Origin of the sequence: Brevibacillus porteri, assembly GCF_003013475.1 — a bacterium.
Taxonomy (GTDB): Bacteria; Bacillota; Bacilli; order Brevibacillales; family Brevibacillaceae; genus Brevibacillus; species Brevibacillus porteri.
This window is the reverse complement of sequence record NZ_PXZO01000010.1, coordinates 162,746-187,356: the sequence shown is the minus strand read 5'-3', so window position 1 is coordinate 187,356 and position 24,611 is coordinate 162,746. Positions and strand designations below refer to the sequence as shown.

The 24,611-nt window shown below is 47.5% G+C and carries 21 protein-coding genes and 2 pseudogenes; 19 read left to right on the top strand and 4 right to left on the bottom strand.

Annotation, left to right across the window (positions count from 1 at the left end):
- Positions 1-100: 100 nt before the first annotated feature.
- The 7 genes from C7R92_RS07830 (at position 101) to C7R92_RS07800 (ending at position 8,128) form a co-directional block, all read left to right on the top strand.
- Positions 101-1,678 carry a helix-turn-helix domain-containing protein gene (locus C7R92_RS07830; protein ID WP_106833804.1) on the top strand — a complete coding sequence of 526 codons (1,578 nt, stop codon included), beginning with the start codon at positions 101-103 and terminating at the stop codon, positions 1,676-1,678.
- Between the two features lie 117 nt (positions 1,679-1,795).
- Entirely contained in the window at positions 1,796-2,830 is a 1,035-nt protein-coding gene (locus C7R92_RS07825; protein ID WP_106833803.1) for an ABC transporter substrate-binding protein, read from the top strand.
- A 255-nt stretch (positions 2,831-3,085) separates the two neighbouring features.
- Complete coding sequence (gene desA, locus C7R92_RS07820) at positions 3,086-4,144, top strand: Delta(5) desaturase DesA (RefSeq protein WP_017249910.1); 1,059 nt, start codon at positions 3,086-3,088, stop codon at positions 4,142-4,144.
- 63 nt (positions 4,145-4,207) lie between these two features.
- A complete protein-coding gene (locus C7R92_RS07815; protein ID WP_106833802.1) occupies positions 4,208-5,350 on the top strand; it encodes a sensor histidine kinase in 1,143 nt (380 codons plus the stop codon).
- On the top strand, positions 5,347-5,946 hold the full coding sequence (locus tag C7R92_RS07810; protein ID WP_017249912.1) for a response regulator transcription factor: 600 nt from the start codon (positions 5,347-5,349) through the stop codon (positions 5,944-5,946). Before C7R92_RS07815 ends, C7R92_RS07810 begins: the two co-directional genes overlap by 4 nt.
- 183 nt (positions 5,947-6,129) lie before the next feature.
- Positions 6,130-6,699: a helix-turn-helix domain-containing protein gene (locus C7R92_RS07805; RefSeq protein WP_106833801.1), complete on the top strand. Its 570-nt coding sequence runs from the start codon at positions 6,130-6,132 to the stop codon at positions 6,697-6,699.
- A gap of 184 nt (positions 6,700-6,883) precedes the next feature.
- A complete protein-coding gene (locus C7R92_RS07800; protein WP_106833800.1) occupies positions 6,884-8,128 on the top strand; it encodes a CynX/NimT family MFS transporter in 1,245 nt (414 codons plus the stop codon).
- 12 nt (positions 8,129-8,140) lie between these two features.
- Here the strand turns inward: C7R92_RS07800 and C7R92_RS07795 are convergent, their stop codons facing one another.
- From C7R92_RS07795 to C7R92_RS07785, 3 genes are all read right to left on the bottom strand, one after another.
- Positions 8,141-8,665 (bottom strand): GNAT family N-acetyltransferase, encoded by a 525-nt coding sequence (locus C7R92_RS07795; RefSeq protein ID WP_106833799.1) that lies wholly within the window; start codon positions 8,663-8,665, stop codon positions 8,141-8,143.
- A gap of 168 nt (positions 8,666-8,833) precedes the next feature.
- Positions 8,834-9,604: a matrixin family metalloprotease gene (locus tag C7R92_RS07790; RefSeq protein WP_244195684.1), complete on the bottom strand. Its 771-nt coding sequence runs from the start codon at positions 9,602-9,604 to the stop codon at positions 8,834-8,836.
- A gap of 465 nt (positions 9,605-10,069) precedes the next feature.
- Positions 10,070-10,633, bottom strand: coding sequence for a hypothetical protein (locus C7R92_RS07785; RefSeq protein ID WP_106833797.1), 564 nt, complete (start codon positions 10,631-10,633; stop codon positions 10,070-10,072).
- A 373-nt stretch (positions 10,634-11,006) separates the two neighbouring features.
- Here C7R92_RS07785 and C7R92_RS07780 point away from each other — a divergent pair, with 373 nt between their 5' ends.
- The 11 genes and pseudogenes from C7R92_RS07780 (at position 11,007) to C7R92_RS07730 (ending at position 22,752) form a co-directional block, all read left to right on the top strand.
- Positions 11,007-11,963, top strand: a complete 957-nt coding sequence (locus tag C7R92_RS07780) for an ROK family protein (RefSeq protein WP_106833796.1) — start codon at positions 11,007-11,009, stop codon at positions 11,961-11,963.
- Between the two features lie 104 nt (positions 11,964-12,067).
- Positions 12,068-13,132 carry a Gfo/Idh/MocA family protein gene (locus C7R92_RS07775; protein WP_106833795.1) on the top strand — a complete coding sequence of 355 codons (1,065 nt, stop codon included), beginning with the start codon at positions 12,068-12,070 and terminating at the stop codon, positions 13,130-13,132.
- Between the two features lie 72 nt (positions 13,133-13,204).
- Positions 13,205-14,797, top strand: a pseudogene (locus C7R92_RS07770) (glutathione ABC transporter substrate-binding protein).
- A 67-nt stretch (positions 14,798-14,864) separates the two neighbouring features.
- Entirely contained in the window at positions 14,865-15,788 is a 924-nt protein-coding gene (nikB, locus tag C7R92_RS07765; protein WP_106833794.1) for a nickel ABC transporter permease, read from the top strand.
- A gap of 19 nt (positions 15,789-15,807) precedes the next feature.
- Positions 15,808-16,698, top strand: coding sequence for an ABC transporter permease subunit (locus C7R92_RS07760; protein WP_017249926.1), 891 nt, complete (start codon positions 15,808-15,810; stop codon positions 16,696-16,698).
- Positions 16,699-16,716: 18 nt separating this feature from the next.
- Positions 16,717-17,709: an ABC transporter ATP-binding protein gene (locus tag C7R92_RS07755; protein ID WP_069847024.1), complete on the top strand. Its 993-nt coding sequence runs from the start codon at positions 16,717-16,719 to the stop codon at positions 17,707-17,709.
- Positions 17,702-18,664 (top strand): ABC transporter ATP-binding protein, encoded by a 963-nt coding sequence (locus C7R92_RS07750; RefSeq protein WP_106833850.1) that lies wholly within the window; start codon positions 17,702-17,704, stop codon positions 18,662-18,664. Before C7R92_RS07755 ends, C7R92_RS07750 begins: the two co-directional genes overlap by 8 nt.
- A 22-nt stretch (positions 18,665-18,686) precedes the next feature.
- Entirely contained in the window at positions 18,687-19,889 is a 1,203-nt protein-coding gene (locus C7R92_RS07745; protein ID WP_106833793.1) for an ROK family transcriptional regulator, read from the top strand.
- A 49-nt stretch (positions 19,890-19,938) separates the two neighbouring features.
- A complete protein-coding gene (locus tag C7R92_RS07740) occupies positions 19,939-20,844 on the top strand; it encodes a Gfo/Idh/MocA family protein (RefSeq protein WP_106833792.1) in 906 nt (301 codons plus the stop codon).
- Positions 20,841-21,834, top strand: a pseudogene (locus C7R92_RS07735) (Gfo/Idh/MocA family protein). Before C7R92_RS07740 ends, C7R92_RS07735 begins: the two are co-directional and overlap by 4 nt.
- Before the next feature lie 45 nt (positions 21,835-21,879).
- Complete coding sequence (locus C7R92_RS07730) at positions 21,880-22,752, top strand: sugar phosphate isomerase/epimerase family protein (RefSeq protein WP_106833791.1); 873 nt, start codon at positions 21,880-21,882, stop codon at positions 22,750-22,752.
- Between the two features lie 103 nt (positions 22,753-22,855).
- On the opposite strand, the gene C7R92_RS07725 is transcribed toward C7R92_RS07730, so the two are convergent.
- A complete protein-coding gene (locus C7R92_RS07725; protein ID WP_069847012.1) occupies positions 22,856-23,209 on the bottom strand; it encodes a DUF805 domain-containing protein in 354 nt (117 codons plus the stop codon).
- A 204-nt stretch (positions 23,210-23,413) separates the two neighbouring features.
- Between C7R92_RS07725 and speD the strand changes: the two genes are divergently transcribed.
- Positions 23,414-24,223, top strand: a complete 810-nt coding sequence (gene speD / locus C7R92_RS07720; RefSeq protein WP_106833849.1) for an adenosylmethionine decarboxylase — start codon at positions 23,414-23,416, stop codon at positions 24,221-24,223.
- Positions 24,224-24,611: the final 388 nt, after the last annotated feature.

Genomic DNA, 24,611 nt, shown 5'->3' with positions numbered 1-24,611 from the left:
AAGATCTCCAACATGATGAAAGTAGAACAGGCTGATTCTGGCAATCAGCTTGTCTACTTTTTCTTGCTATTTCCGGTGATAGAAGGATGTGAATCTGTTGATGATGAATCAAGATTATCCTGGCTTTTTGCTGACCGCCTTTCGCAAACAGCGATTGAAAAATTTTCACCTGCTTCAGGTGGAGGTAAACACCCATGTCCTTTGCTATGTGGCAGAAGGAAGTGCAGAGATTACGGTTGATGGTCAAAAGCAGGTGCTCAACGCCGGAAAGCTCTTGTTGTTGCGCCCGACGACGAAGATAGAAGAATTGCGGTGCCAATCAGGACCGTTGCACATATACAGGCTGCATTACGTGGAAGCGAGACACGATCAGCACGAGAGCGCTCCCGAGAGAAAAGAAGCCAAGGTTTTGGCTGTCTCTACTCCTGCCTCATTTCTGACGGTATTGGAGGAGCTTTCTCATTTGATACGGAAGCGGGACTATTCTTCTTTTTTGCGGAGCCAAGCATTGCTCTACGAACTGCTTGGTATTGTTCATGATGAGCAGAAAAAGAAAGAGGAAAAGGGCATTGGAGCGATTGAGGAGACCATCGCTTACATGCAAAAACATTACCGCGAGTCATTGGAATTGGGAAGCTTGCCAAAACTGGCGGGGTTGACCCCCAGCTCTTATTGCCGTGCTTTCAAGCGTGCGACGGGAATGACCCCCGGGGAGTATTTGACTGGGCTGCGGATGGAACAGGCCAAGGAGCTGCTTGCCCATTCTGGAGGAAGTGTGAAGGATGTGGCTCGTAACGTAGGGTATGCCGATGAGCTGTATTTTAGTAGACTCTTCAAAAAACGAGAAGGATTGTCACCGCAAATTTATATGAAGCAAAGTGACCAGCGGGTAGTCGTGGTCAGCAAGCTGTTTTTGCAGGATCATTTTCTTGCGATGGGCATTCAGCCGATTGCTGCCCCCTCCTTCCCGAACTACTTTGAAACGAGGACGGGCTTTCCTTCTTATTTGCAGCAAAAGCTGCGCGGGACAAAAGCACTGAATGCAGAGCAGTTGATCGATCCGAAAGAGATTTTGACTTTGTCGCCTGATGTGATCGTCAGGATGAATTTTTTCCACAATCGAGAGGCAGGGGATTGGGAGAAAATAAAAGGAACAATCTCCTTTGACGGTTATCCAAACTGGATTGACTACCAAACCAAATTGGCGACGCTCTTCAAGAAAGAGAGTCAGGCAGAGAAAATTATCAAGCACATCGACAAAGTGGAAAAACAAGCAAGAGATGCACTACTGCCGGTTACACGCACGGGTGAATGGACGATGATTCGCGTGCTTGCGGATGAGGTGCGACTATATGGTGTAGAGGGACACGCCCTCGCAGACTTGTTTTATCACAAGCTTGGATTTGCGCCTGATCCGAATGTGACCCACGCTGCCTATAAACCCCATGCGCTCAACGATCTGATCGAATTGAATCCGGAGCGAATCATCGTGTTCTGGAGTGAGCGGGAGCATGTGGCAGCGCTGTGGAACAACCCGCTGTGGAGAGACTTGCGTGCGGTGCGGGAAAATAAAGTGTACCATCCCGCCAATCACGAATGGGACCCATGGGGACCTTTTGGCAGAGAGCATACGATTCAAAGGAGCATAGCGTATTTTCTCCAGGTCACACAGGGGTAATCTGGTCCATGGTAATTAGACAATCATGTCCATAGAAAAGTAAGAGGAGTCTCTATATACTATCAATTGATAATTGTTATCACTAAGTTGATAAGCAGAAGTGGGGGCACTCTCGATATGAAAAGTAAGACCAGTTTACGTACCATGCGCCACATCATGACCAGCTTCTTCGCGCTGTGCTTGCTGGTTGTCCTTGCCGGTTGCGGAGGCAATGCCAATCAAGCTCAACAGACGCCAGCTGCATCGGGAACGACGACTGAGGCTACTCCAGCACCAGCGCAAACAGCACCAGCCGATTCTAATGAAGTACGTGAAGTGAAACACGCAATGGGCACCACTCCAATTAAAGGAACACCAGAACGCGTGGTTATTTTAACAAATGAAGGTACCGAAGCCTTGCTTGCACTTGGCGTTAAGCCAATCGCTGCTGTACAGTCCTGGGATGAAGATCCTTGGTATCCTCACATCAAGGATGAGATGACAGGTGTAGAAGTGTTGGGCTTCGAAGACCAGCCGAATCTCGAAGCGATTGTAAGCCTGAGCCCTGATTTGATCATCGGAAACAAAGTACGTCATGAAAAGATTTACGATCAACTGTCCAAAATCGCTCCAACCGTATTCTCTGAAGAGTTGTCTGGTAGATGGAAAAGCAACTTCACGCTCTATGCAGAAGCACTGAACAAGAAGGCGGAAGGCGAGCAAGTTCTGAAAGAATTCGACGACCGTGTAGCTGCTGCGAAAGCAAAGCTGGGTCCTAAAGCTTCTACTAAAGTATCCGTAGCGAAATTCTCCAAAAAAGGCGTACAAATCTATCAAAAAGATACCTTTAGCGGTGTGCTGCTCGATCAGCTGGGACTCGCACGTCCAGCTTCCCAGGACGTAAACAACTTTGCAGAAATGATCAGCGAAGAAGGTATGTCCGCTATGGACGGGGACATCCTGTTCTACTGGGTAACGGAGCCAACGAAAGAATCTAAAGACATTGCGAACAACGCGAAAAAATGGATGGAAAGCCCAGTCTTCAAATCTCTGAATGTGGCGAAGACCAATCAAGTTTTCCAAGTAGACGAAACGGTTTGGAACAAAGCAGGCGGCATCAAGGCAGCGAATCTGCTGCTCGAAGATATCATGAAGCGCCTCGATGTGAAGTAAGAAGAATACGACGTCAAAGCCAAAGACCTCATCCGAAGTATGGATGGGGTCTTTTCTTGGCATAATATGGGATGTTCCGCTTGGTTTATGCACCCTAAATTTCCCAGTCGTTTGTTCAACCATGACATTTGTCATGTCCTCGACTTGACGTTTATGACTACAGCGGCTAGACGCTATTTTTTACAATAAAGATAGAATATTGCGTCCGGCGAATTTACATGTCCCTGTACGCTTCGATCGAGGAGGAAACAATTGATGCATCAAGCTAATATTGCCGAGTTGAAAAAGAATGTTGCCCCCTTTGAAAAATCAGATATGAAAAAGAGTATCCGACAGCTGATCAATACGCTAGTTCCACTGATTCTACTCTGGTACGGTGCTTATCTCAGTCTGTCTGTGTCCTATTGGCTCACGCTGCCTATCGTCATTGTCGCAGCCGGCTTTGTCATACGTACCTTCATCATTTGTCACGATTGCTGCCACCAATCCTTTTTCAAAAATCGTCTGGCGAATGACATCGTTGGTACGATTACCGGTGTGCTGACCCTCGTCCCTTATGAACAATGGAAAAACAGTCACAATATTCACCACGCAACGAGTAGCAACCTCGATAAACGAGGCGTAGGTGATTTGTGGATGATGACTGTCAATGAATATCTCGAGGCTTCTACTTGGAATAAAATCGCTTATCGGCTGTATCGCAATCCGATCGTGATGTTTGGTTTGGGACCTATTTTTGTCTTTTTGCTTCAGTATCGGTTTAATGTGAAGCGAGCTCGCCGCAAAGAGCGGTTGAATACGTATTTGACGAATGTGCTGCTGGTCGGTCTTTATGCGCTTTTGATCTGGGCGGTTGGCTGGCAAGCATTCCTGTTGATTCAAGGTCCGATCTTTTTCGTCTCTGGCTTGTTTGGGATTTGGCTGTTTTATGTGCAGCATACGTATGAGGATTCGTACTTTGAGAACGATGAAGAGTGGAGCTACGTGAAAGCAGCAGTAGAAGGAAGCTCCTACTACAAGCTCCCGAAGGTTTTGCAATGGATCACAGGCAATATTGGTTTTCACCATGTTCATCACTTAAGCCCACGCGTACCGAATTACAACCTGGAAGAAGCACATAACGAGACACCGCCGCTTCACATGGCGACAACGATTACACTGGCGGCCAGCTTGCAGTGCCTGCGTTTTCATTTATGGGATGAGAGCAACAAACGTTTTGTGAGCTTCAAAGGCATCAAGCGGCTGGCTGCTGCTCAATCGGAAGCAATCATAGATGCACTCCAAGGCTCCAAACCAAGTTTGGAAGGAAAATAAGCCTGCCATAAACCTTTGAATTCCGATACACTTGAGAGAGTGGCGAAGAAAAGGTGGGCAAGTATGCAGAAGCAGAAGTGGTATCACATTCTTCAAAAAAATACGGGCTTGAGCCCTTATGTGTGGGTTGTCTTCTACATCCTGCCATTCTATTTCATCTTTCGGTCCTCTTCGACGTACGAAGCTGTGATCGGAATCATCATGATCATTTTGTTTTTCGTTTGCTATGTATTCTCTTTCCTGTCAAAGGGCTGGCTGATTTACTTTTGGACGAGTGTGCAGATTATCATATCGGTCGCTATGACCTTGATGTTCGGCTATGTGTATTTTTCGCTCTTCCTGGCGTTTTTTATCGGGAATATCCAGAACAAGATCGGTTTTGCTACGCTATACACAATACATTTGATTAGCACCACCATATCAGTCAACATCGGCTTTTTCACCAAAAACACTCAACTGATTGGCCAGCTTCCGTTTGTTTTGGTTAGCATGATTGCAGTCATTCTCTTGCCCGTGACCACGTACAACTGGAATAAGCGAGAGAAGCTGCAGGGAGAGCTGGAGCATGCGAACAAGCGGATTTCAGAGCTGGTCAAGCTCGAGGAACGCCAACGCATTGCCCGTGACTTGCACGATACGTTGGGGCAGAAGCTCTCCTTGATTGGGTTGAAAAGCGATTTGGCGAACAAGCTGATCAACAAAAATCCTGCTCTGGCGAGAACGGAGCTGGAGGAAATCAGGCAGACGGCGCGTATCGCTTTAAAAGAAGTGCGGGAAATGGTCACGCAAATGCGTGGGACGCGGCTAGAAGATGAGATGTTTCGGATCAAGCAAATTTTCAAGGCAGCGGAAATTGAATTCGTGCTGGAAGGCGATACGAATCTAACCAACACTTCGCTGATGACGGAAAACGTGTTGTGCATGTGCCTGAAAGAAGCGGTCAACAATATTGTGAAGCATAGCAATGCCACGGACTGTTCCATTGTCATCGAGCCCACTCGTACCGACCTCGTCGTAAGCGTAACGGATAATGGAATCGGAATGGCGGAGGAATTGGTTTACAGAGGCAACGGTTTGCGTGGGATGAAGGAACGGCTGGAATTTGTCAACGGAAGCATGGAAATCCAGTCCTCGGAGTCTGGAACACAGCTAGTGATTCGGGTACCCAATGTCTTCAAACAACCAGAACAGGAGGCGGGAGGATGATTCGCATTGTCATTGCAGAGGATCAGCGGATGCTTTTAGGAGCCCTTGCTTCCCTGCTCGATTTGGAAGAGGATATGAAGGTCGTCGGCAGAGCAAGTAATGGGGAGGATGCCGTCAAACTCGTGCATCAGCATCAACCCGACATTTGCATCATGGATATCGAAATGCCGGTCAAAAGCGGATTAGACGCTGCCGAGGAATTGAAAGGTAGCGGCTGCAAGGTGATGATTCTCACGACCTTTGCCCGCCCAGGTTACTTCGAACGAGCGCTAAAGGCAGGTGCTAACGGCTACTTGCTCAAAGACAGCCCAAGCGAAGAGCTGGCTAGCTCGATTCGCAGTATCATGGCAGGCAGACGAATCTATGCGCCTGAGCTGGTGGATGAGGCATACGGCCAGGAGAATCCGCTGACGGTGCGGGAAAAGGAAGTCCTGCTCTTGATCGCTGACGGGAAGAACACCAAGGAGATTGCCAGCCAGCTGTACATTACGACAGGGACTGTGCGGAATTATATCTCCGTCATTCTCGACAAGCTCGGTGTGAGCAATCGAATTGAAGCGATTATGCATTCCAAGGAAAAAGGCTGGTTTAAGTAGCAGACCAGCTGGAGGAGGCCCTTTCTGTTTTGGCAGGAAGGGTTTCTTTTTTATGGGGTTAATGACTAAATCCAGAAGTTAAGAGAAAACAGACATGATCAAAGTATAATATAATAGACATAATGAATGGAATGATGGGTGATCTGGTATAGTTTCCATCGATATTGCAAAGGGAGGCTTAAAGTGAATCTAGAAACCGATGATCCCAAACAAGTTGTTTTACAGGTTGGAGGGGTATTAAAAAAAATTCGTAAAGAGAAACATTTGAGCCTTGAAGATTTATCAGAATTATCCGGTGTGAGCAAGCTGACACTTGGAAATATTGAACGTGGAGAAACCAACCCAACAATCGGGATGTTGTGGAAAATTTCGAAATGCTTATCGATACCACTCTTGGCTTTATTCTCATCTGAAAACAGTGTGAATCTGTCCAGAGCTGGGAAGGGACTCAGAATTGCTGGGGATAATAAAGATTGGGTCATTGAGCCAATCTTTCAAAACGTAAGTAATGAAATGGAAACGTATCGAGCTTATTTACAACCGAATAGCTCATACTATCCAGAGAAGCATCACCACAATACAACGGAAATTGCGACAGTCATGTCAGGGACCCTTTCCATTCATGTCAATAATGAGTCATACCTCTTGAATCAATACGACTCAATTAGTTTTTGTGCAGATGGCACGCATTCATATATAAATCAAACCGACGATCTTGTTGTGATCCATATTATATTGAAATACGGGGTCTGAAAATCGATCCCTTGTATTTTCATAGACGATGACCCTTTATCGACCGAATGGTTGCTAGAGGGTTATTTTTTTGGAGGATAGATATTGGACAATCGTTGTTTGTTATACTATAGTATATGTTGTTTGGATAAAAGTATATTATAATATGCTTTTTATTTCGGTTTTGAATGAAGGAGGGAAAATGATGAGCACTCAAGATATAAAATCAAATACAAATGTCACTAGATCAGCAGCTTGGGTGGTTATTGTAGGCATTATATTTATTGCAGCTAATTTACGAGCTCCTTTAACCTCGGTGGGTCCTCTAGTTGGTCTGATTAGGGACGATGTTCATATTTCGAATACCCTGGCAGGTATGATTACCACGTTGCCCCTAGTAGCCTTTGCACTTTTTTCTCCTATTGTTCCTAAATTAGGACGAAAGTTTGGAGTAGAAGTCATGATTCTAATTTCCATCATCCTTCTTACTTTTGGGGTTATTTTGCGTTCTTTCTCAGGAATCACTACTTTATATATCGGTACTGCTGTTCTTGGATTGGCAATTTCCGTTTCGAATGTATTGTTGCCTAGCCTTATTAAACAGGAGTTTCCTGGGCGAATTGGTTTAATGACTGGTGTATATTCCGTTTCTATGAATTTATTGGGGGCAATAGCATCTGGTATTAGTATCCCCATTGCAGTTGGATTAGGAATTGGTTGGCAAGGGGCATTGGGTATATGGGGCATTCTTAGTTTGGCATCCGTATTATTTTGGTTACCTCAAATGAAACGACGCAATAGGGAAACAGCCACCGTTCAAAATCAATCGGCTGATAGCAGTGTGAATTTATGGCGTTCCGCATTAGCGTGGCAAGTAAGCTTGTTTATGGGACTCCAATCTATGTTTTTCTATGTACTTATCACATGGCTACCTGAAATCTTAAAACAGCAAGGAACAAGTTCCGATCAATCTGGTTGGTTACTTTCCATGATGCAGTTAGCCTTGCTTCCATTTACTTTTGTCGTTCCGATTATCGCAGGGCGTATGTCCAGTCAACGTTCATTAGTTACGATTACGACCATTTTGCTTTTAATGGGAACGCTTGGATTACTTTACGGAAGCTCGAATTTTATTGTTTGGTGGATCATCCTGCTAGGAATTGGTGGAGGTTTTGCATTTAGTTTATCGATGATGTTTTTTGGCTTACGTACAGAGAATGCCCAACAGGCTGCAGAGCTGTCCGGTATGGCTCAATCAGTTGGATACCTACTTGCTGCAATTGGCCCGACCTTTTTCGGATATCTGCATGATGTAACGGATAGCTGGACTGTTCCACTTCTACTTTTGGTTTGTGCGTCAACCTTGCTCTTTGTATTTGGTCTAGGTGCAGCTAGAAATCGTTATATTGGTTCAAAGGCAACGAGTACAATACCGCCAAAAGCAATGTAAGCAAACGATCCGTTATCTCTCCAACGAATAAAAACAGTCACTCACCATCTTGCCCGCAATTTCAGTGCTTTCGGGCACGATTTTATCCAGCTTCATTCCAGCCTTCTCCAAAACGCGTCGGGAAGCCACATGCTCTTCGGAACAAACAGCCGTAAATTTTTTGAATCCAAAAGTATCCACAGCGAAATCAAATACGCGTCTGATTGCTTCCGTTGCATAGCCCTTGCTTTTGAATCCGTCCAGTATGATGAAGCCTACTTCCGCAGTGAGATTTTCTCGGTTACGGGTGCAGATGCTAATCAAGCCAACGTCGTTACCGGAGTCGGTTTCACGTATGATCCAGGTCAGCCAGTGGGTGGATTCGAGGCTCCACGGAGCGAGTTCTTTCTCGAAGTTACGACGGATATCTTCCTCGCTCATGGTCGCTCCAATATGCTCCATCAGTGTCGGGTTGGAATAGATGGAGCGGATCAGCTCCCAATCGGGTAATGCCACTTGAGTGAGAGTCAGGCGCGTACTGAGAATTTGATTATTCATTGGGATTCTCCTTTAGGAATTGTAAGGAATATTTATAATAGTATACGCTGTTGAATGAGAAGGAAAGGAGTCTATCATCAAGAGTGGGGCTGTTCATCAAAAAAGGCCGTCGACTTTCTCGACAGCCAAAAGAGTTCCTTGCATCGTCTGTTTTTGTGGGCAATAGAGTTATCGACTATAGATGTTTCGAAGCTCATTGATGTCGTTTTGGGTAGGAGCAGTGATTCTCGTTAACCAAGAGTTATTCATGATCGAGTGATCCGACCTATGATTTAGTCGTAGTACATGTCCAATTTCATGAGTAGCCAAAGCTTCTAAATAAGTTGCGTTTCTGTTGCTCACTCTGTTCCATTGAATGACGGTGCCACCGGTAACTCTGGAACCATTCGATTGCCACCAGCCAAATCCATCATACCCCCTCGCATAGCCTTCACCTAAGGTAATGGGAGCATTTTGTGTTGGTGTTAATGAAACGATGCCTGTGTTGTTCCAATTTCGTATGGCATTTTCATAAGCCTGTCTAAGAGCAGGGATATTCGTCGTAATGGTTACCTGATACGAAACGAAGGGATTGTTTTGATCGGCTGCAGGTGGGTTTCCGCTAATAAAAGCAGAGGCAACATAGTACTTCACGCCATTTTTCTCGTAGAAGAACCATCTATTATCAGGGGCATTTGTCCAAAAGTCATTGAGCGAGGTACCTCGGGTCCAACCTGAAAATTGTACACGGGTATTTGGTTGAAGCTTGTCGATGATAGTAGCAGAAGTAGTCGGTCCGGTAAGGATATTGACAGGGATCGAAGCGGATACACCGCTAAAATCCACGCGATATTCGGATTGATCCTGAGCGTTTGTCGGCGTAACAAAATATCCATTTACAAGAGTGACAAGAGTAATGATGAGCAATAAAAGTTTGCCCAAAATTCTTTCTAACATCATGAGGCTCCTTTCCAAGCAAGAGTTTTCGTGTTTCCCAGTACAGTTCTCTGTGGGCCTCCTTCACCTATGTTTTTGAATGCAAAAACAATTCCATTTCTACTAGTCCATCTCTTTTAAGTAGTTTGAAATTGTTTTTCTAATGGTAAAATACAGATCCAGTATTTTCAAGTTAATTACAATATTTTTACAATATTAGAGCGTTTTCACCATACCTTCTACTTGTTCATGCCATTGCAATAGTCGTTTTTTACCGAAAATGATCGGGAGGCTTGATCAAAAAGGACGAATGGGGGAATAAAAAAACCTACCCTTTTCATAAAGAGTAGGAGTTGGAGTCCTCAGTCTATGGTCAAAGAGGAAAGGGAAAAAGCTGATGTCGATTGAGTTTCGACGTCAGCTTGTGGATGAGATGTATGCGATGTGCTTAACTATTGAGGATGCGGTTATCCAATGATTCTGATTAGCCTATAGGCGCTTGATCAGGTTCATTGTTCCCGATGATCTGATAATGATCCATCCATCAGGAATAGGCGAGCCAAGCATCACCCATACCTCCTGCCCAGAAGAAACGTTGTTCAAATTTTTAATCAGGTTCATACTTCCAGAGCTTCTGATCACAGCCCATCCAGTTGGAATAGGGGAGCCAAGCATTACCCAAACTTCCTGATTAGAAGAGGCACTGTTAAGATTTTTAATCAGGTTCATAGTCCCAGTACTTCTGATCACAACCCATCCGTCAGGCATAGGGGAGCCGAGCATCACCCAAACTTCGTAACCAGAAGGAGCATTGTTCACATCCTTAATCAGGTTCATATTGCCAGAAGATCTGATTACGACCCAACCGCTTGGAATAGGGGAGCCGAGCATTACCCAGACTTCCTGACCAAATGCGGCATTTTTGATGATTGTTTTTGCGGAGGATGGCGCCTTCTCCTGTAGAGGTAGAGCTGCCCCTTGGGCTTGTGCGGCTACACTTGGTACTGCGACAACTGAGCTTAATGTCAGGATGATCAGGGCTTTTTTAAACATGAACATCAACCTTTCATGACAGGAGTAAATGTAGCTCTGAAACGATCATCGAGTGGATGCCAGATGTTGAGGTACTCTATACAGAATAATGAGATGGCTATCATCACTCCTCCCAAGACTACCTATATATACCATTTTATAGGATATTTTCTTTTTTTACTTTAGGAGATATTGTCGAATGGTAGACAAAGTAGACGACAATTTTGCACCATACACGATTTGTTAAAGGAACGAAAGAGAATCGTTCTTGACTATTTTTCTGAATAATCTGGACGAAGGCGAGGTAGTGTGCTACAAATAAAGCTAAGTTGAATTTATAAAGTCATTGGAGAAACTAACATGAAGCAGCAAGGTGAACGAAGGAGAGACGAGCATGGCAAAAGATGAATATGCGATTGGGCTGGACTTGGGTGGGACCAAAATCTTGGCTGGTTTGGTTGATCACGCAGGCAGGATAATCGCACAAAAGCAGCTGCCGACCTTAGCGGAAGAGGGAGAAAAGGCAGTGGTCGAAAGGGTGCTTTCTGCTACTTATGATGTCCTATCAACAGGCAGCATCGATCCCGAAAAAGTACGCGGCGTAGGAATTGCTTCCGCTGGAGTGATTAACAGCGCGATCGGTGAAGTAGTCTTTGCGAGCAATCTGGGCTGGCGAAATGTCCCGATTGGCGCCTTGATTGCGCAAAGGTTCGGACTGCCCGTCCGGCTGTTTAATGATGCGAATGCAGCGGCAATCGCGGAGTGGCTGTGGGGAGCAGGAGCCGGCACACAAAATATGATCTATGTCACCGTCAGCACAGGCGTAGGGGCTGGAGTGATCAGTGACGGTCGATTGGTTTGCGGGCGGGATGGGAGTGCGGGTGAGTTCGGCCATATCTCGATCGATTGGAACGGACCGCCATGCCGCTGCGGCAATAGAGGGTGTCTGGAAAACTACGCTTCGGGTACTGCCATTGAAAACGCCGCTCGCCATAAGCTGGCAACCACATATGAGTCAGTCACGGCCAAAGCAATCTGTGAGGCTGCACTAGCAGGAGAAGCTTTCTCCAAGCAACTCATCAAGCAAGCAGGGTTTTACTTAGGAGTCGGAGCAGCCAATCTGCTCTATTTGTTTAATCCGGAGGTCATCGTCTTCGGAGGTGGAGTTATGAACGCATCTACCATACTCATGCCGGAAATTGAGAAGAGCATGAGGGAGAGATGCATCCCTGGATTGGCGCAGGAGGTACGTGTCGTCCTTAGCCAGATCGGGGTGGAAGCTGGAGTGATGGGAGCGGCAGGGGGAGTTTTTGCGCTAGATCAACCAGGAGAGAAAGTACCAAATTTTTAGTTGGAATCTATATTGCAAAAATTAAAACAATTTTGTATTATCTTATTAATTACTCCATTGAAAAAACTAATTAACGGATGAGAAGCAAGGAGGAAGAGAACATCATGGCAAAAGTGAGAGTTGCGGTGATTGGTGCAGGATCCATTTCAGACATGCACTTGCAATCGTACCAGCAAAACGAGTGTACAGAAATTCGTGCCGTCGTCGACTTCAACGAGGGGCGCGCTCAGGAAAAAGCACAGAAATACGGGGCCGAGACTTACTACAGCAAGCTTGAGGATGCTTTCACAGATGAACAGGTAGACGCAGTGAGTATTTGTACGTGGAACAACACGCATGCAGATATTGCCATCGCTGCCCTTAGAGCGGGTAAGCACGTGCTTTTGGAAAAGCCTTTAAGTACAACTGTTGAAAGCGCTCTCCTGATCGAAAAGGCCGTAAAAGAGAGTGGCAAGCTGCTCCAGGTGGGCTTTGTGAGAAGGTACGATACGAATGCGCAATTGCTCAAGCGGTTCATCGATGCGGGCGAGCTGGGTGAGATATATTACGCGAAGGCATCCTGTCTGCGCCGTTTGGGCAATCCGGGAGGCTGGTTCGCAGACAAGGACAGATCTGGCGGAGGTCCACTCATCGATCTTGGCGTGCATGTCATTGATCTGTGCTGGTACTTGATGGGCTGCCCAAAAGTAACGACTGTCAGCGGCAATACATACAACAAGCTGGGCAATCGCGCCAACGTCAAAAATCTCTCCTTTTACAAAGCAGCTGACTACGACCCTACCCAAAACACCGTCGAGGATATGGCCAATGCACTCATTCGCTTTGAAAACGGAGCGTCCCTTTTGGTAGATGTGAGCTATACCCTGCATGCGAAAAAAGACGAGCTGGCCGTCAAGCTGTACGGAGACAAGGGAGGCGCAGAGGTGGAGCCAGAGCTGTCCATCATTGCAGAAAAGCATGACACGATCCTGAATGTCAGCCCGCAGATGGATAAATTATCGTTTGATTTCAAGCGAGGCTTCCAAAATGAGATCGATCACTTCATCGCATGCATATTGGGTGAAAAAGAAACGCTCAGCCCTGTACAGGATGGTGTGGAGATGATGAAGATTCTATGTGGCATTTACGAATCAGCTGCGACCGGAAGAGAAATCGTATTTACCCGATAATCGGCAGGTAAGACCAATCCATGGACATCCAGATATCACCCATAGAGTAGATGAAGACAAGGGGGAAAAGAAATGAAAAAAGCATCGTATTTGCGAACAGCATCCGTCTTACTTTTTTCAGTGGCTTTACTTTTCGGATGTTCCAGTGGCGGTGGCAGTGGTAGTGGTAGTGGAACTCCGGCAGCTTCCAATGGAGGGGCAACGACGGGAGCGCCGCAAAAGGATCAGATGGTCATCGCCGTAAACGAAAACTTCATCACAATGGACCCGCAAAATACAGGGGATGCACTGTCATCAGGCGTCCAAAGCGCGATGTTTGAAGGGCTTCTGATTTATGACAAGGATTTGAAGCTCATGTCGGGCCTTTCGACTGAATATTCGGTGAATTAAGATGCGACAGAGTATACCTTCAAGCTCCGGCAAAACGTGAAGTTCCATGACGGCACACCATTCAATGCCGAAGCGGTCAAAATCAACTTCGACCGGATGAGCAACAAAGACAACAACCTGAGAGCCTATCGGAACTACAAATACATCAAGTCCACAGAGGTTGTCGATGAGCACACAGTGAAAGTGACGTTGAACCAGCCGTTTTCCGCGATGATCAACAAGTTCACGACCGGAATCATCAGCCCGGCGGCTCTGGAAAAGTACGGCAAAGACATTACCAAAAATCCAGTCGGTACAGGTCCATATAAATTCGTGGAATGGGTGCAGGGTGACCATCTGACAGTAGAGCTGAATCCAGATCATTGGAACAAGGGAGCGGCCAAGGTCGGTAAAATCGTCTACAAGCCTGTTCCTGAAAACGGCTCCCGCGTAGCCATGCTGAAGACGGGTGAAGCCGATGTCATCTATCCGTTGCCGGAGCAGCAAGTAGAGACACTGAACGGTGAAGAGGGGGTAAAGGTAGAGCGCACACCTTCTACGATCACCCGCTATGTCTCGATCAATATGCTGAAAAAGCCGTTTGATGATCCACGCGTTCGCCAAGCCATCAACCATGCAGTGGACAAGGACGCGTTCATTAAAGTCGTGAAATCCGGATACGGCACACAGCTGGAATCCGTGATGTCCCCGACGATTGCGCACTATGCGAAGCAAGGCGCCTATGAATACAACATCGATAAAGCGAAGCAGCTTTTGAAAGAAGCAGGCTACGAGAACGGCTTCACAACGGACATCTGGGGCAATACGAACTCGGATACGATGAAGGGCATGCAATTCATTCAGCAGCAATTGCAAAAGGTCGGCATCACTGTTGAAGTGAAATCGATGGAAGAAGCGACGCTGTCCGATGAAATCTACGGCATCAAGTCGCCAGAAGAAGCAAAAATGAACATGTGGTACGTAAGCTGGTCCTCTGCTGATCCAGACAATGCGATGCGTTCGTTGTTTAGCAGCGAGAACTTCCCGCCTGCGGGAGCGAACACGGCTTTCTACAAAAATGACCTTGTCGACCAAAGCATCAAGGAAGCGACACAATCGTCAGACCAAGATAAGCAAAAGCAACTGTATGGAGTCGTGCAAGAAAATGTGTTTAAAGATGCACCATGGATTTTCCTCGCAGTCGATGAAATCTTGTACGGAAAACGCGCGAACGTGAACGGGGTTTATATCACACCGAGTGGCGGCATCTATGTAAGAGAAGCGGCGTTCCAATAATACTTGAAGCAGCGTTCGGGCATTGTCTGCCGCTGGGCGCTGCTTTCCTTTTAGGAGGAACCGTACCATGTTCCGTTATATCGTGAAGAGACTCATCGAGATCATCCCGATTATTTTTGTCGTGTCGTTGCTCATTTTCTTCTTTATCCATCTGGTTCCAGGTGATCCTGTTCGTTTGGCGGCGGGAAAAGAAGCGACCTTGGAAGAGATCGAGCGGGTGCGCCAGGAGCTGGGCTTGGATAAACCATTGCTTACCCAGTACGTCAACTACATGCATAACCTGCTGACAGGAAATCTAGGACACTCCTTGAAGACGGGGCTTCCCATTAGCGATATGTTTGAAAACCGTTTTTCCGTAACGATGACGTTGACATTTATGAGCCTGGGCTGGGCATTGGTGCTCGGACTGCTGATTGGGACGATCTCTGCTGTTTTCCGCAATAAATGGCCGGATTACGTAGGGATGCTGACGGCGATTTCTGGTATTTCCTTACCTGGATTTTGGCTGGGGCTCATTCTCATACAAGTTTTTTCTGTCACGCTGGGCTGGTTTCCCACTGGTGGGGTCGAGAGCTGGAAAAGCTACGTGCTTCCCTCGTTAACCTTGGGAGCAGGAATCATGTCGATGCTGGCCCGTTTTACACGGTCCTCCCTGCTCGAAACATTAAAGGAAGATTTTATCCGAACAGGTCGGGCAAAAGGGTTGAAGGAATCTGTAGTCGTTCGCAAGCACGCCCTGAAAAACTCAATGATTCCGGTCGTGACCATCGCCGGATTGCAATTCGGCTTTCTGTTAGGCGGATCGGTTGTCGTGGAGACGGTGTTTAGCATTCCGGGTATGGGGCGTCTGTTGATCGATTCCATTGCTTTTCGCGATTATCCGGTCGTACAGGCTGTCATTCTGTTGTTTTCACTGGAGTTCATTCTCGTGAATCTTCTGGTAGACATCTTGTACAAGGCACTGAATCCGAAAATCCGTTATGACAGCTAATGGCAAGGAGGTGACGTAAATGGAGGTAGTAAAAGAAATCGGGCACAACGTTGTAGTTCCCACTGAAAAGAAATCCCGAGCCAGCGAGTTTTGGAAGAAGTGGAAAAAGCAAAAGACAGCTTTCTGGGCAGGGTTTTTTATCTTGTTTTTGTTTGTGATCGCACTGTTTGGCCCGTGGATCGCGCCATATGATCCGTACGAGCCGAACTATGATGTGACGTTGCAGACTCCATCCATGGAGCATTGGGCAGGGACAGATGAATACGGACGAGATATTTTGAGCCGCATCATCGTAGGAACAGGAATCTCTCTTGGTGTCAGCTTTTCTTCAGTGCTGGTAGGTGCAGTAGTTGGAACGGTATTGGGCTTGATTAGCGGATATTACGGCGGGTGGCTGGATCGCCTCATCATGCGGTGGAGTGACGTCATGTTCGCTTTTCCCGATTTGTTGCTCGCAATCGCCATCGTTGCGATCCTCGGCCCGGGATTAACGAATGTCGTCGTGGCGGTAGCGGTGTTCAGTATTCCATCGTTTGCGCGTTTGATTCGCGGCAATACCTTGGCTGCCAAGGAAGCGGTGTTTGTAGAAGCAGCGCGGTCCATGGGGGCAAAAAGCAGCCGGATTATTTTTCGTCACATCTTTCCAGAGACCGTCTCCAGTATGATCGTCTTTTTTTCCATGCGGATCGGAACCTCGATTTTGGCAGCATCCAGTCTCAGCTTTCTCGGTCTGGGGGCAAAGCCCGAGAGTCCTGACTGGGGGGCGATGCTCAGTATGGGGCGTGATTATCTCGCCACTTCTCCTCATGTGGTCATCATTCCCGGGATTGCGATCTTTTTGACCGTGCTGGCGTTCAACCTGGTTGGGGATGGCTTGCGCGATATTTTGGACCCGAAAACGAAGAATTAAACGAGGGAGATGGGGCAGATGAGTGAGAACATCATGGAAGTAAAGCATCTGCAGACGCAATTTACGAGAGACAACCAGAAGACAGTCGTCCTCGACCATGTCAGCTTCCATATAAAAAAAGGCGAGGTGCTTGGGCTGGTTGGCGAATCGGGCTGTGGCAAGAGCGTGACCTCTTTGTCGATCATGCGCCTATTCAAGGACACGACTGGTGAGATTACTAATGGCGAGATTGTTTACAACGGAACGAATTTACTCTCAATTTCGGAGAGTGATATGCGCCGTATTCGCGGGAAAGAAATCTCGATGATTTTTCAGGAACCGATGACCTCGCTCAACCCGGTGATGAAAATCGGAGAGCAATTGATGGAAGCCATTCGCTTGCATCTCGGCTACTCCGACCAAAAGGCGCGAGAACAAGCAGTGAGCATGCTGACAAAGGTGGGCATTCCGCGGCCGAGCGAGATTATGGGAGAGTATCCGCATCAACTCTCCGGCGGTATGCGGCAGCGGATCATGATTGCGATGGCGATGTCCTGCAATCCTAACCTGTTGATCGCCGATGAGCCAACGACGGCACTCGATGTCACGATTCAAGCACAAATCCTCGACGTAATGAAGCAGCTTCAGGCTGACGAGCATATGTCGATGCTGTTGATCACGCATGATCTCGGCGTCGTGGCAGAGATGTGCAACCGTGTCGTGGTCATGTATGCAGGGCGTGTCGTGGAGGAAGCATCTGTTTACGACTTGTTTGATGAACCCAAGCATCCGTATACCAAAGGCTTGATCGGCTCTGTCCCCAAAATCGGGCAAAAGCGCGCACGGCTTGATTCGGTTCCGGGCAACGTACCGACACCGAACAATATGCCCAAGGGCTGCAAATTCGCTCCGCGCTGCAAGGATGTCATGTCTGTCTGCTGGGAAAAGGAGCCCGCCATTACGTCGGTGGGAGAGGAACGTTCTTGCCGCTGCTGGCTCTATCAAGAGGAAGGTAGGGATGTTCATGTCTAAATCACTGGTCGTGGTAGACGGTATCAAAAAAACGTTCCCGATTGATAGTGGTCTATTAAGCAGCAAAAAAAGCGTAAAGGCAGTGAATCACGTTTCGTTCGAGATTAAGGAAGGCGAGACGTTCAGTCTGGTCGGAGAGAGTGGCTGCGGCAAGTCGACGACAGGGCGCTTGGTCACAAGACTTTTGATGCCAGATGAGGGCAAGGTTTGGATCAATGGTGAAGAAATCTCCAAAATGAATGAGACAAAGCTGCGGGAAGTACGCAAGCAGGTACAGATGGTTTTTCAGGACCCGTACGCCTCACTGAATCCACGCATGAAAATTCGCGATGTGGTAGCAGAGCCTCTTCTCATTCATACGAAGCTGTCTACCCAAGAGCGGGATCGGATTGTAGCCGAAATACTCGAGGTCGTCGGGCTCTCCAGCTATCATGCGGAGAAATTCGCCCATGAATTCAGCGGAGGGCAACGGCAGCGTATCGGAATCGCTCGCGCCTTGATTCTGAAGCCGAAGCTGATCGTCGCGGATGAGCCAGTTTCCGCTCTCGATGTGTCGATTCAATCGCAAATCTTGAATTTGCTAAAAGATTTGCAGGAAGAATTTCATTTAACCTATTTGTTTATTTCCCACGATTTGAGTGTGGTCGAGCATATTAGCGACAAGATCGGCGTGATGTATTTGGGGAGTCTCGTAGAATCCGGCCCGAAGGAAACGATTTTTGCCAATCCCGGGCATCCGTATACAAAAGCGCTGCTCTCTTCTGTTCCGATTCCTGATCCACGGGCAAAGTGGGAGCGGATCATTTTGCAGGGAGATGTGCCGAGCCCGGTGAATCCGCCGTCAGGCTGTCTGTTTCATACGCGCTGTCCGTTCGTGATGGACATATGCAAGACGACACCGCCTGCATTGCGGGAAGCGGCAGACCGAGATCATTTTGTCGCTTGCCATTTGTGATTTGAATAAAAGGGATGGTTACATGCGTAGGACGGGTGATTTAAAGCTGATCCAGGAACTGAATCGCTCCATCATATTCGATACGATCCGTCATTACGGGCCCATTTCCCGGAGTGAAATAGCGAAGCGGAACAAACTGAGTCCTACTACCGTGACCTCGGCTGTCAGTGAGTTGATTCGTGACTCGTTCGTATGTGAGGTGGGAACAGGAGAGTCAAATGGCGGACGCAAACCGATATTGGTCCAGTTTTCTCCTAATAGTCGCTTTCTGATCGGCATTTCGATCTCTGGCTCGAAGATTACGATTGCCGAGATGAATCTGGAAGCTGCGGTCAAACGAAAGGAAGTTCACTCAATCAAGCAGTACCAAGGGGAGAGTGTCCTCGCTTATTTGATGGACATCATTGAGCAATTTTTGCGTGGAGCCGTGAGTCTGGAGACATGTATGGGAATCTCGATTGTCACGCAAGGCATCGTGGACTCGGTCCATGGGGTGATTCGCTATAATCCGAAGCTCCGCTTGCAGAACGCCCCTGTGAAAGAAATGATCGAGCAGCGTTTCCAGTTGAAAACATGGCTGGATAACGACACGAATGCGTATTTGCTCGCCGAGAAGACTATCGGGGATTTCAGTCATTATCAAAACATGCTGTACGTCACGATTGGGGATGGATTGGGAGCGAGTATTTTGATGAACGGTTCCATCTACAGGGGCTTTAAAGGCGGGGCCGGTGAGTTCGGTCATACCACGATTGATCGGGCAGGTGTGCGGTGCGACTGCGGAAATGTTGGCTGTCTGGAAAATTACGTGAGCTGGCCAACGATTTACTCCAAGCTGGTCTCCTCGCTTGCGAAAGGAAAGATGAGCCGCATCTCGGATTTGGTGGAGCAGGATGTTGGCCGGATTACTCCTGCGGTGTTTCGTCAGGCTTTGGCAGAGCAGGACCCGCTTGCGGTCAGCATTTTAGAGGAAACCGCTTCTTATTTGGCTTCGGGGCTGGTCAATCTGATTCATTTGTTCAATCCGGAAGTCATGATTCTGGGCGGCGAGATTGCCTTCGAAAATGAGCTGTTGATCGCAAAAGTAAAAGACTACGTGGGGGAATACGCGCATGGAATCCTGACGGAGGAATTGGAGATTCGGCCGAATTCGTTGGGTGAAAATGTAGAGGTCGCTGGAGCTGCCGCTGTTTTATTGCAGGATACGTTTCAGTTTTCGCTATAAGGGTTGTGTCAAGCAGTCCACAAAGCTCGAGGAGAGGGGGAGCGGGATCATGGTAAAAGTTGTGGTTGCAGGGGAAGCGGGAACAAGCGTCAAAAAGGCACAGGCTTGGCTTCGGATCAAAGAAGCAGAGATTGTAGGTGTGGCAGATAGCTTGTCTTCTTTGCGTGAAATCTTGCAGGGAACAGAAGTGGATATCGTGGATATTGGCTCGATTACGGACAGCGCTGACCCATGGGTGGCGCTTGCTGCCCAGGCGGGAAAGCATATTTTATACGCAAACGATTCTGCTCTAGGGTGTGAACGAATCAGTTTGTGCGATCAGCATGAGATCGTGCTGCAATTCGCAAATACACTGCGTTTTGCCCCAGAATACGAGCAAGCGTACGAACAAATAAAGAATGGGGCCATAGGCAAAGCAGGCGTCATTCGCTTGCGAAGAGGTGCTCCTGTATCGGCTGAAAATGTAGGGAAATGCATATTTCAAGAGCTTGGAATACGTGAATTCGATTGGCTGCGCTGGACGTTCGGCGAGGTTGAGCGCGTGATGGCACGAGAGGTTAAGCGCACGAATGAGTCAGGACAGATCGTCCATTATGCGCTTGTCATGCTCCGAATGGCAAGTGGGGCAATTGCGCATGTAGAGCTATCTTGGGCGGAGGGGGCCGAACATGCTTCCTTTGAGCTTACCGGTGATCAAGGAATGATTGCGCATGATAGCCGGGAAAGCACCCCCATTCGCTGGAGTCGGGGAGAGCAGTTTCTTTCGACAACATTCCCTGGGATGGACCTGATGCAGCGACAGCGGGAGCATTTCATTCGCTGTGTACAGAAACAGGAAGTGCCACGTCTGCATTCTCGTGATCTGCTCGCTGCTCTCGATGTCGCTTTGGCGGCGAGAGAATCGGTCAAGACGGGACAACCTGTGAAGCTCATGCACGGAGGTGACGAGGGATGAAGGTAGGAATCATCAGCTTCGCCCATATGCATGCGCATAGCTACGCTTCTTATTTGCAAAAGCACCCGGATGCGCAGCTGATAGCAGTCTGGGATGATGACTCGCGCCGTGGAGTGGAAATGGCGACTGCCTACCAGCTCGATTTTTACGAAGATCTGCAAGCCTTTTTACTATCTGGTATCAACGCGGTCATTATTTGCTCGGAAAATGCCAAGCACAAGGAGCACGTGATTGCGGCAGCACGAGCGAAAAAGCACATTCTGTGCGAGAAACCAATTGCTACTGAGATTGCGGATGCACGCGAAATGATTCAGGTCTGCAAACAGGAAGGTGTCATGCTTCAGGTAGCCTATCCTGTTCGTTTTGCACCCGTGATGGAAAACGTCAAACAGATCGTTCAGTCAGGTGCTCTCGGAGACATTCTCGCCATCGATGGCACGAACCACGGACAAATGCCAGGTGGCTGGTTCATTGAAAAAGAGCTGTCTGGCGGCGGGGCAGCGACGGATCACATCGTCCATCTGATGGACCTCGTACGCTGGATGCTCCAAGACGAAGTAAAAAGCGTCTACGCTGAGCTGGACACACGCTTTTACGAGATTGAGGTAGAGGATTGCGGCCTGGTTTCCGTGGAAATGGAGTCTGGCGTGATCGTCGGAATTGATCCGAGTTGGTCGCGGCCGAAGACGTTCCCGACGTGGGGAGATGTGACGATGCGGATTGTCGGCACCAAAGGTACGTTGGACGTCGATGTGTTCAAGCAACACGCGCTCTATTACAATGACCGCGATTCGACTGCAAAATGTACCTTGGGCTGTGGATATGGATGAGGGGCTTATTGCCGATTTTGTGCAAAATGTCAGGGAAGGCCGACCTCCGTCAATTACAGGAGAGGATGGACTGCGCACACTCGAAGTGGTGAAGGCAGCCTATGAATCCCATCGTCTCAAGCAAGTCGTGACTGTCAACAAGGTGCATTTCTCATCATGATGAGCAGTAGCCTTTCTATACAATAAACCGAATGAGGTGGAACGGATGAAAATTGGATTGAGCACTTACAGTCTGCTGACAGCAATCCGAGCTGGGGAAATGGATGTACTGGATGTCGTGCAATGGATCGCCGATAACGGCGGCGAACACATGGAAATCGTGCCGTACGGTTTTACGCTGGTCGATAACGACGAATTGGCAGACGCTGTTCGGGATAAGGCAAAAGCGGTTGGGATTGAGCTGTCCAACTACTCGATGCCGACCAACTTTATTCAACCAGACGAAGAAGCCTTCGAAGCAGAAGTCGCACGTGTAAAAACACATGTCGATCTGCTGCACCGCATGGGTATCAAGCATATGCGCCACGATGTGTCCGCCTTTACTGTTCCCGTAGAGGAGACGACGATCGAGTACTTCGAAAAGCATTTGGCTGAGATGGTCGAGGGAAGCCGCCGAATCGCTGATTATGCCGCGCAATTCGGAATAACGACGACAATCGAGAATCACGGCTGGCTGGTGCAGGCAAGTGATCGCGTGCAGCGTGTCTTGCATGAGGTCAACCGACCGAATTTCAAAACGACGCTGGATATCGGAAACTTCATGTGCGTAGATGAGTTATCGCTGGTCGGTGTGCAAAAAAATCTGCCTTACGCTTCGCTCGTGCATTTCAAAGATTTCTATTTCCGGCCGTCCTACCATGATCCAGGCGCAGGCAAATGGTTCAAGACCGTCAATGGCAACTTCCTGCGTGGAGCAATAGTCGGCCAAGGCGACATCAACATCCGTGAGGTCGTCAAGCTGGTGAAGCAATCCGGCTATGATGGCTATATCACGGTCGAGTTCGAAGGCATGGAGGATTGCCGCGAAGGATCCAAGATTGGGATGGACAACCTGCGACGTTTTTGGGACGAGGAGTAAAACGGTAATAGATCAAACGGCATTTGGGGAGTCCCAAACTGCCGTTTTTTCTTTGGACCAAAAATAAAAAACCTCTCCTTTATCAGGAGAGGTGATGGAGACTTTAGAAGGATTGCGAAGTTTTTGGATTCGCACCGTATTTGTTGTCTCCTTCGCTGTCTTTGCACAAGAATATGAGCAAAACAATTGCGCCGATTAAAGGAATAAACGAGAGAAGGATCCACCAACCGCTTTTTCCAGTATCGTGCAATCGGCGTGCAGTTACACTCAAACTAGGCAGTAAAACAGCTAATGAATAGATCATGCCTAAAATAGATCCTGTACCAATTAAGTAGTCTACGAGAGCAATTACCATAGATACGATGATGTTGAACAAAGTAAACATCCAATATTCTTGACGTCTAGCTCTTCCTTCAAAGGCAACATATTTCTTCAATACACTTGTATACCAATGCATGATAATTTCCCCCTTTCTTCTAAATTTTGACACACTTCGATATTTTATCACTAAACCAAGGGGATTAGAACCATATCCTGTAAAGTTTTACTAATGCTATTGAATCATTTTTGTATAGGACAAAAGTAATGGGTATTTATGAACGAGGTGGAGGAAAAAGTAAGAGCGAACGAGTTTTGGATGCTACCACAGGGGGAAATGCGCTTGGAACAAAAAACAGAACAAAACGTTACGCTGCATGGCTTCAACAATTTGACTAAGTCACTCAGCTTCAACATGTATGACATTTGCTACACAAAAACAAAAGCGGAACGGGAAGCGTATATCGAATACATAGATGAACAATACAATGCAGAGCGATTGACGAATATCCTGAAAAACGTGTCGGATATTATCGGCGCACATGTACTGAATGTCGCCCAACAAGATTATGTACCACAAGGTGCGAGCGTCACTGTTCTTGTATCCGAGGGGCCAGTTGTAGAAGTCCCTACTGAATCTTATGAGGAATCCCCCGGACCTTTGCCAGAAAATGTGGTGCTGCAATTGGACAAGAGCCATATTACGGTGCATACGTACCCCGAGTACCATCCAACGGAGGGCATCAGCACATTCCGGGCTGATATCGACGTATCGACCTGTGGCGAGATTTCTCCGCTCAAAGCACTCAATTATTTAATTCGTTCGTTTGATACAGACTTGATGACAATTGATTACAAGGTGCGCGGTTTTACCCGGGATATACATGGATACAAGCTGTTTATCGATCACGACATCAGTTCGATCCAAAATTATATTCCCAAGGAAATTAAGGAATTGTTCCACATGATTGATGTGAATGTATACCAAGATAATATTTTCCATACCAAATGCAAACGCAGGCAATTTGATCTGAACAATTATTTGTTCGGATACACGAAGGATAAGCTGACTCCGGAGGAGCAGGAGGATATTGCAAAGCAATTGCAAATAGAGATGGACGAAATTTACTATGGGAAAAATTTTGTGAATTAATTAGTAGCTCTAGTGGGGAAAGAAGCGCATTTCCAGTCTACGCTTCGGCCTACGCCCCGCTGTGGGTTAGACTGTCCACTCCGGGAGCCGCTTCAAAAGTAGGAGTTTCGTTGAGGTATTCGCAGAGTTGAAGCTAAAAGCACTCCCTCCATTCAGCCCTCCGCTTTGTCGGGCTCCAGAGGCGCTTGGACTGGAAATGCGCTTCTTTCTACGCAGCTTGTTGTGCTTTCTAAAAGTGAAATACTTCATGCAGATTACACAAGATGCTGAAACAAAAGATCATCTCCCTCAAAAAACTCCCAGACATAACTGCCAAAAAGGTCTAATCCCCCGAAATAATCATCTGCTGTTCGAAAGTCATGTCACATGTTTGGAAGGAGACCGCCCG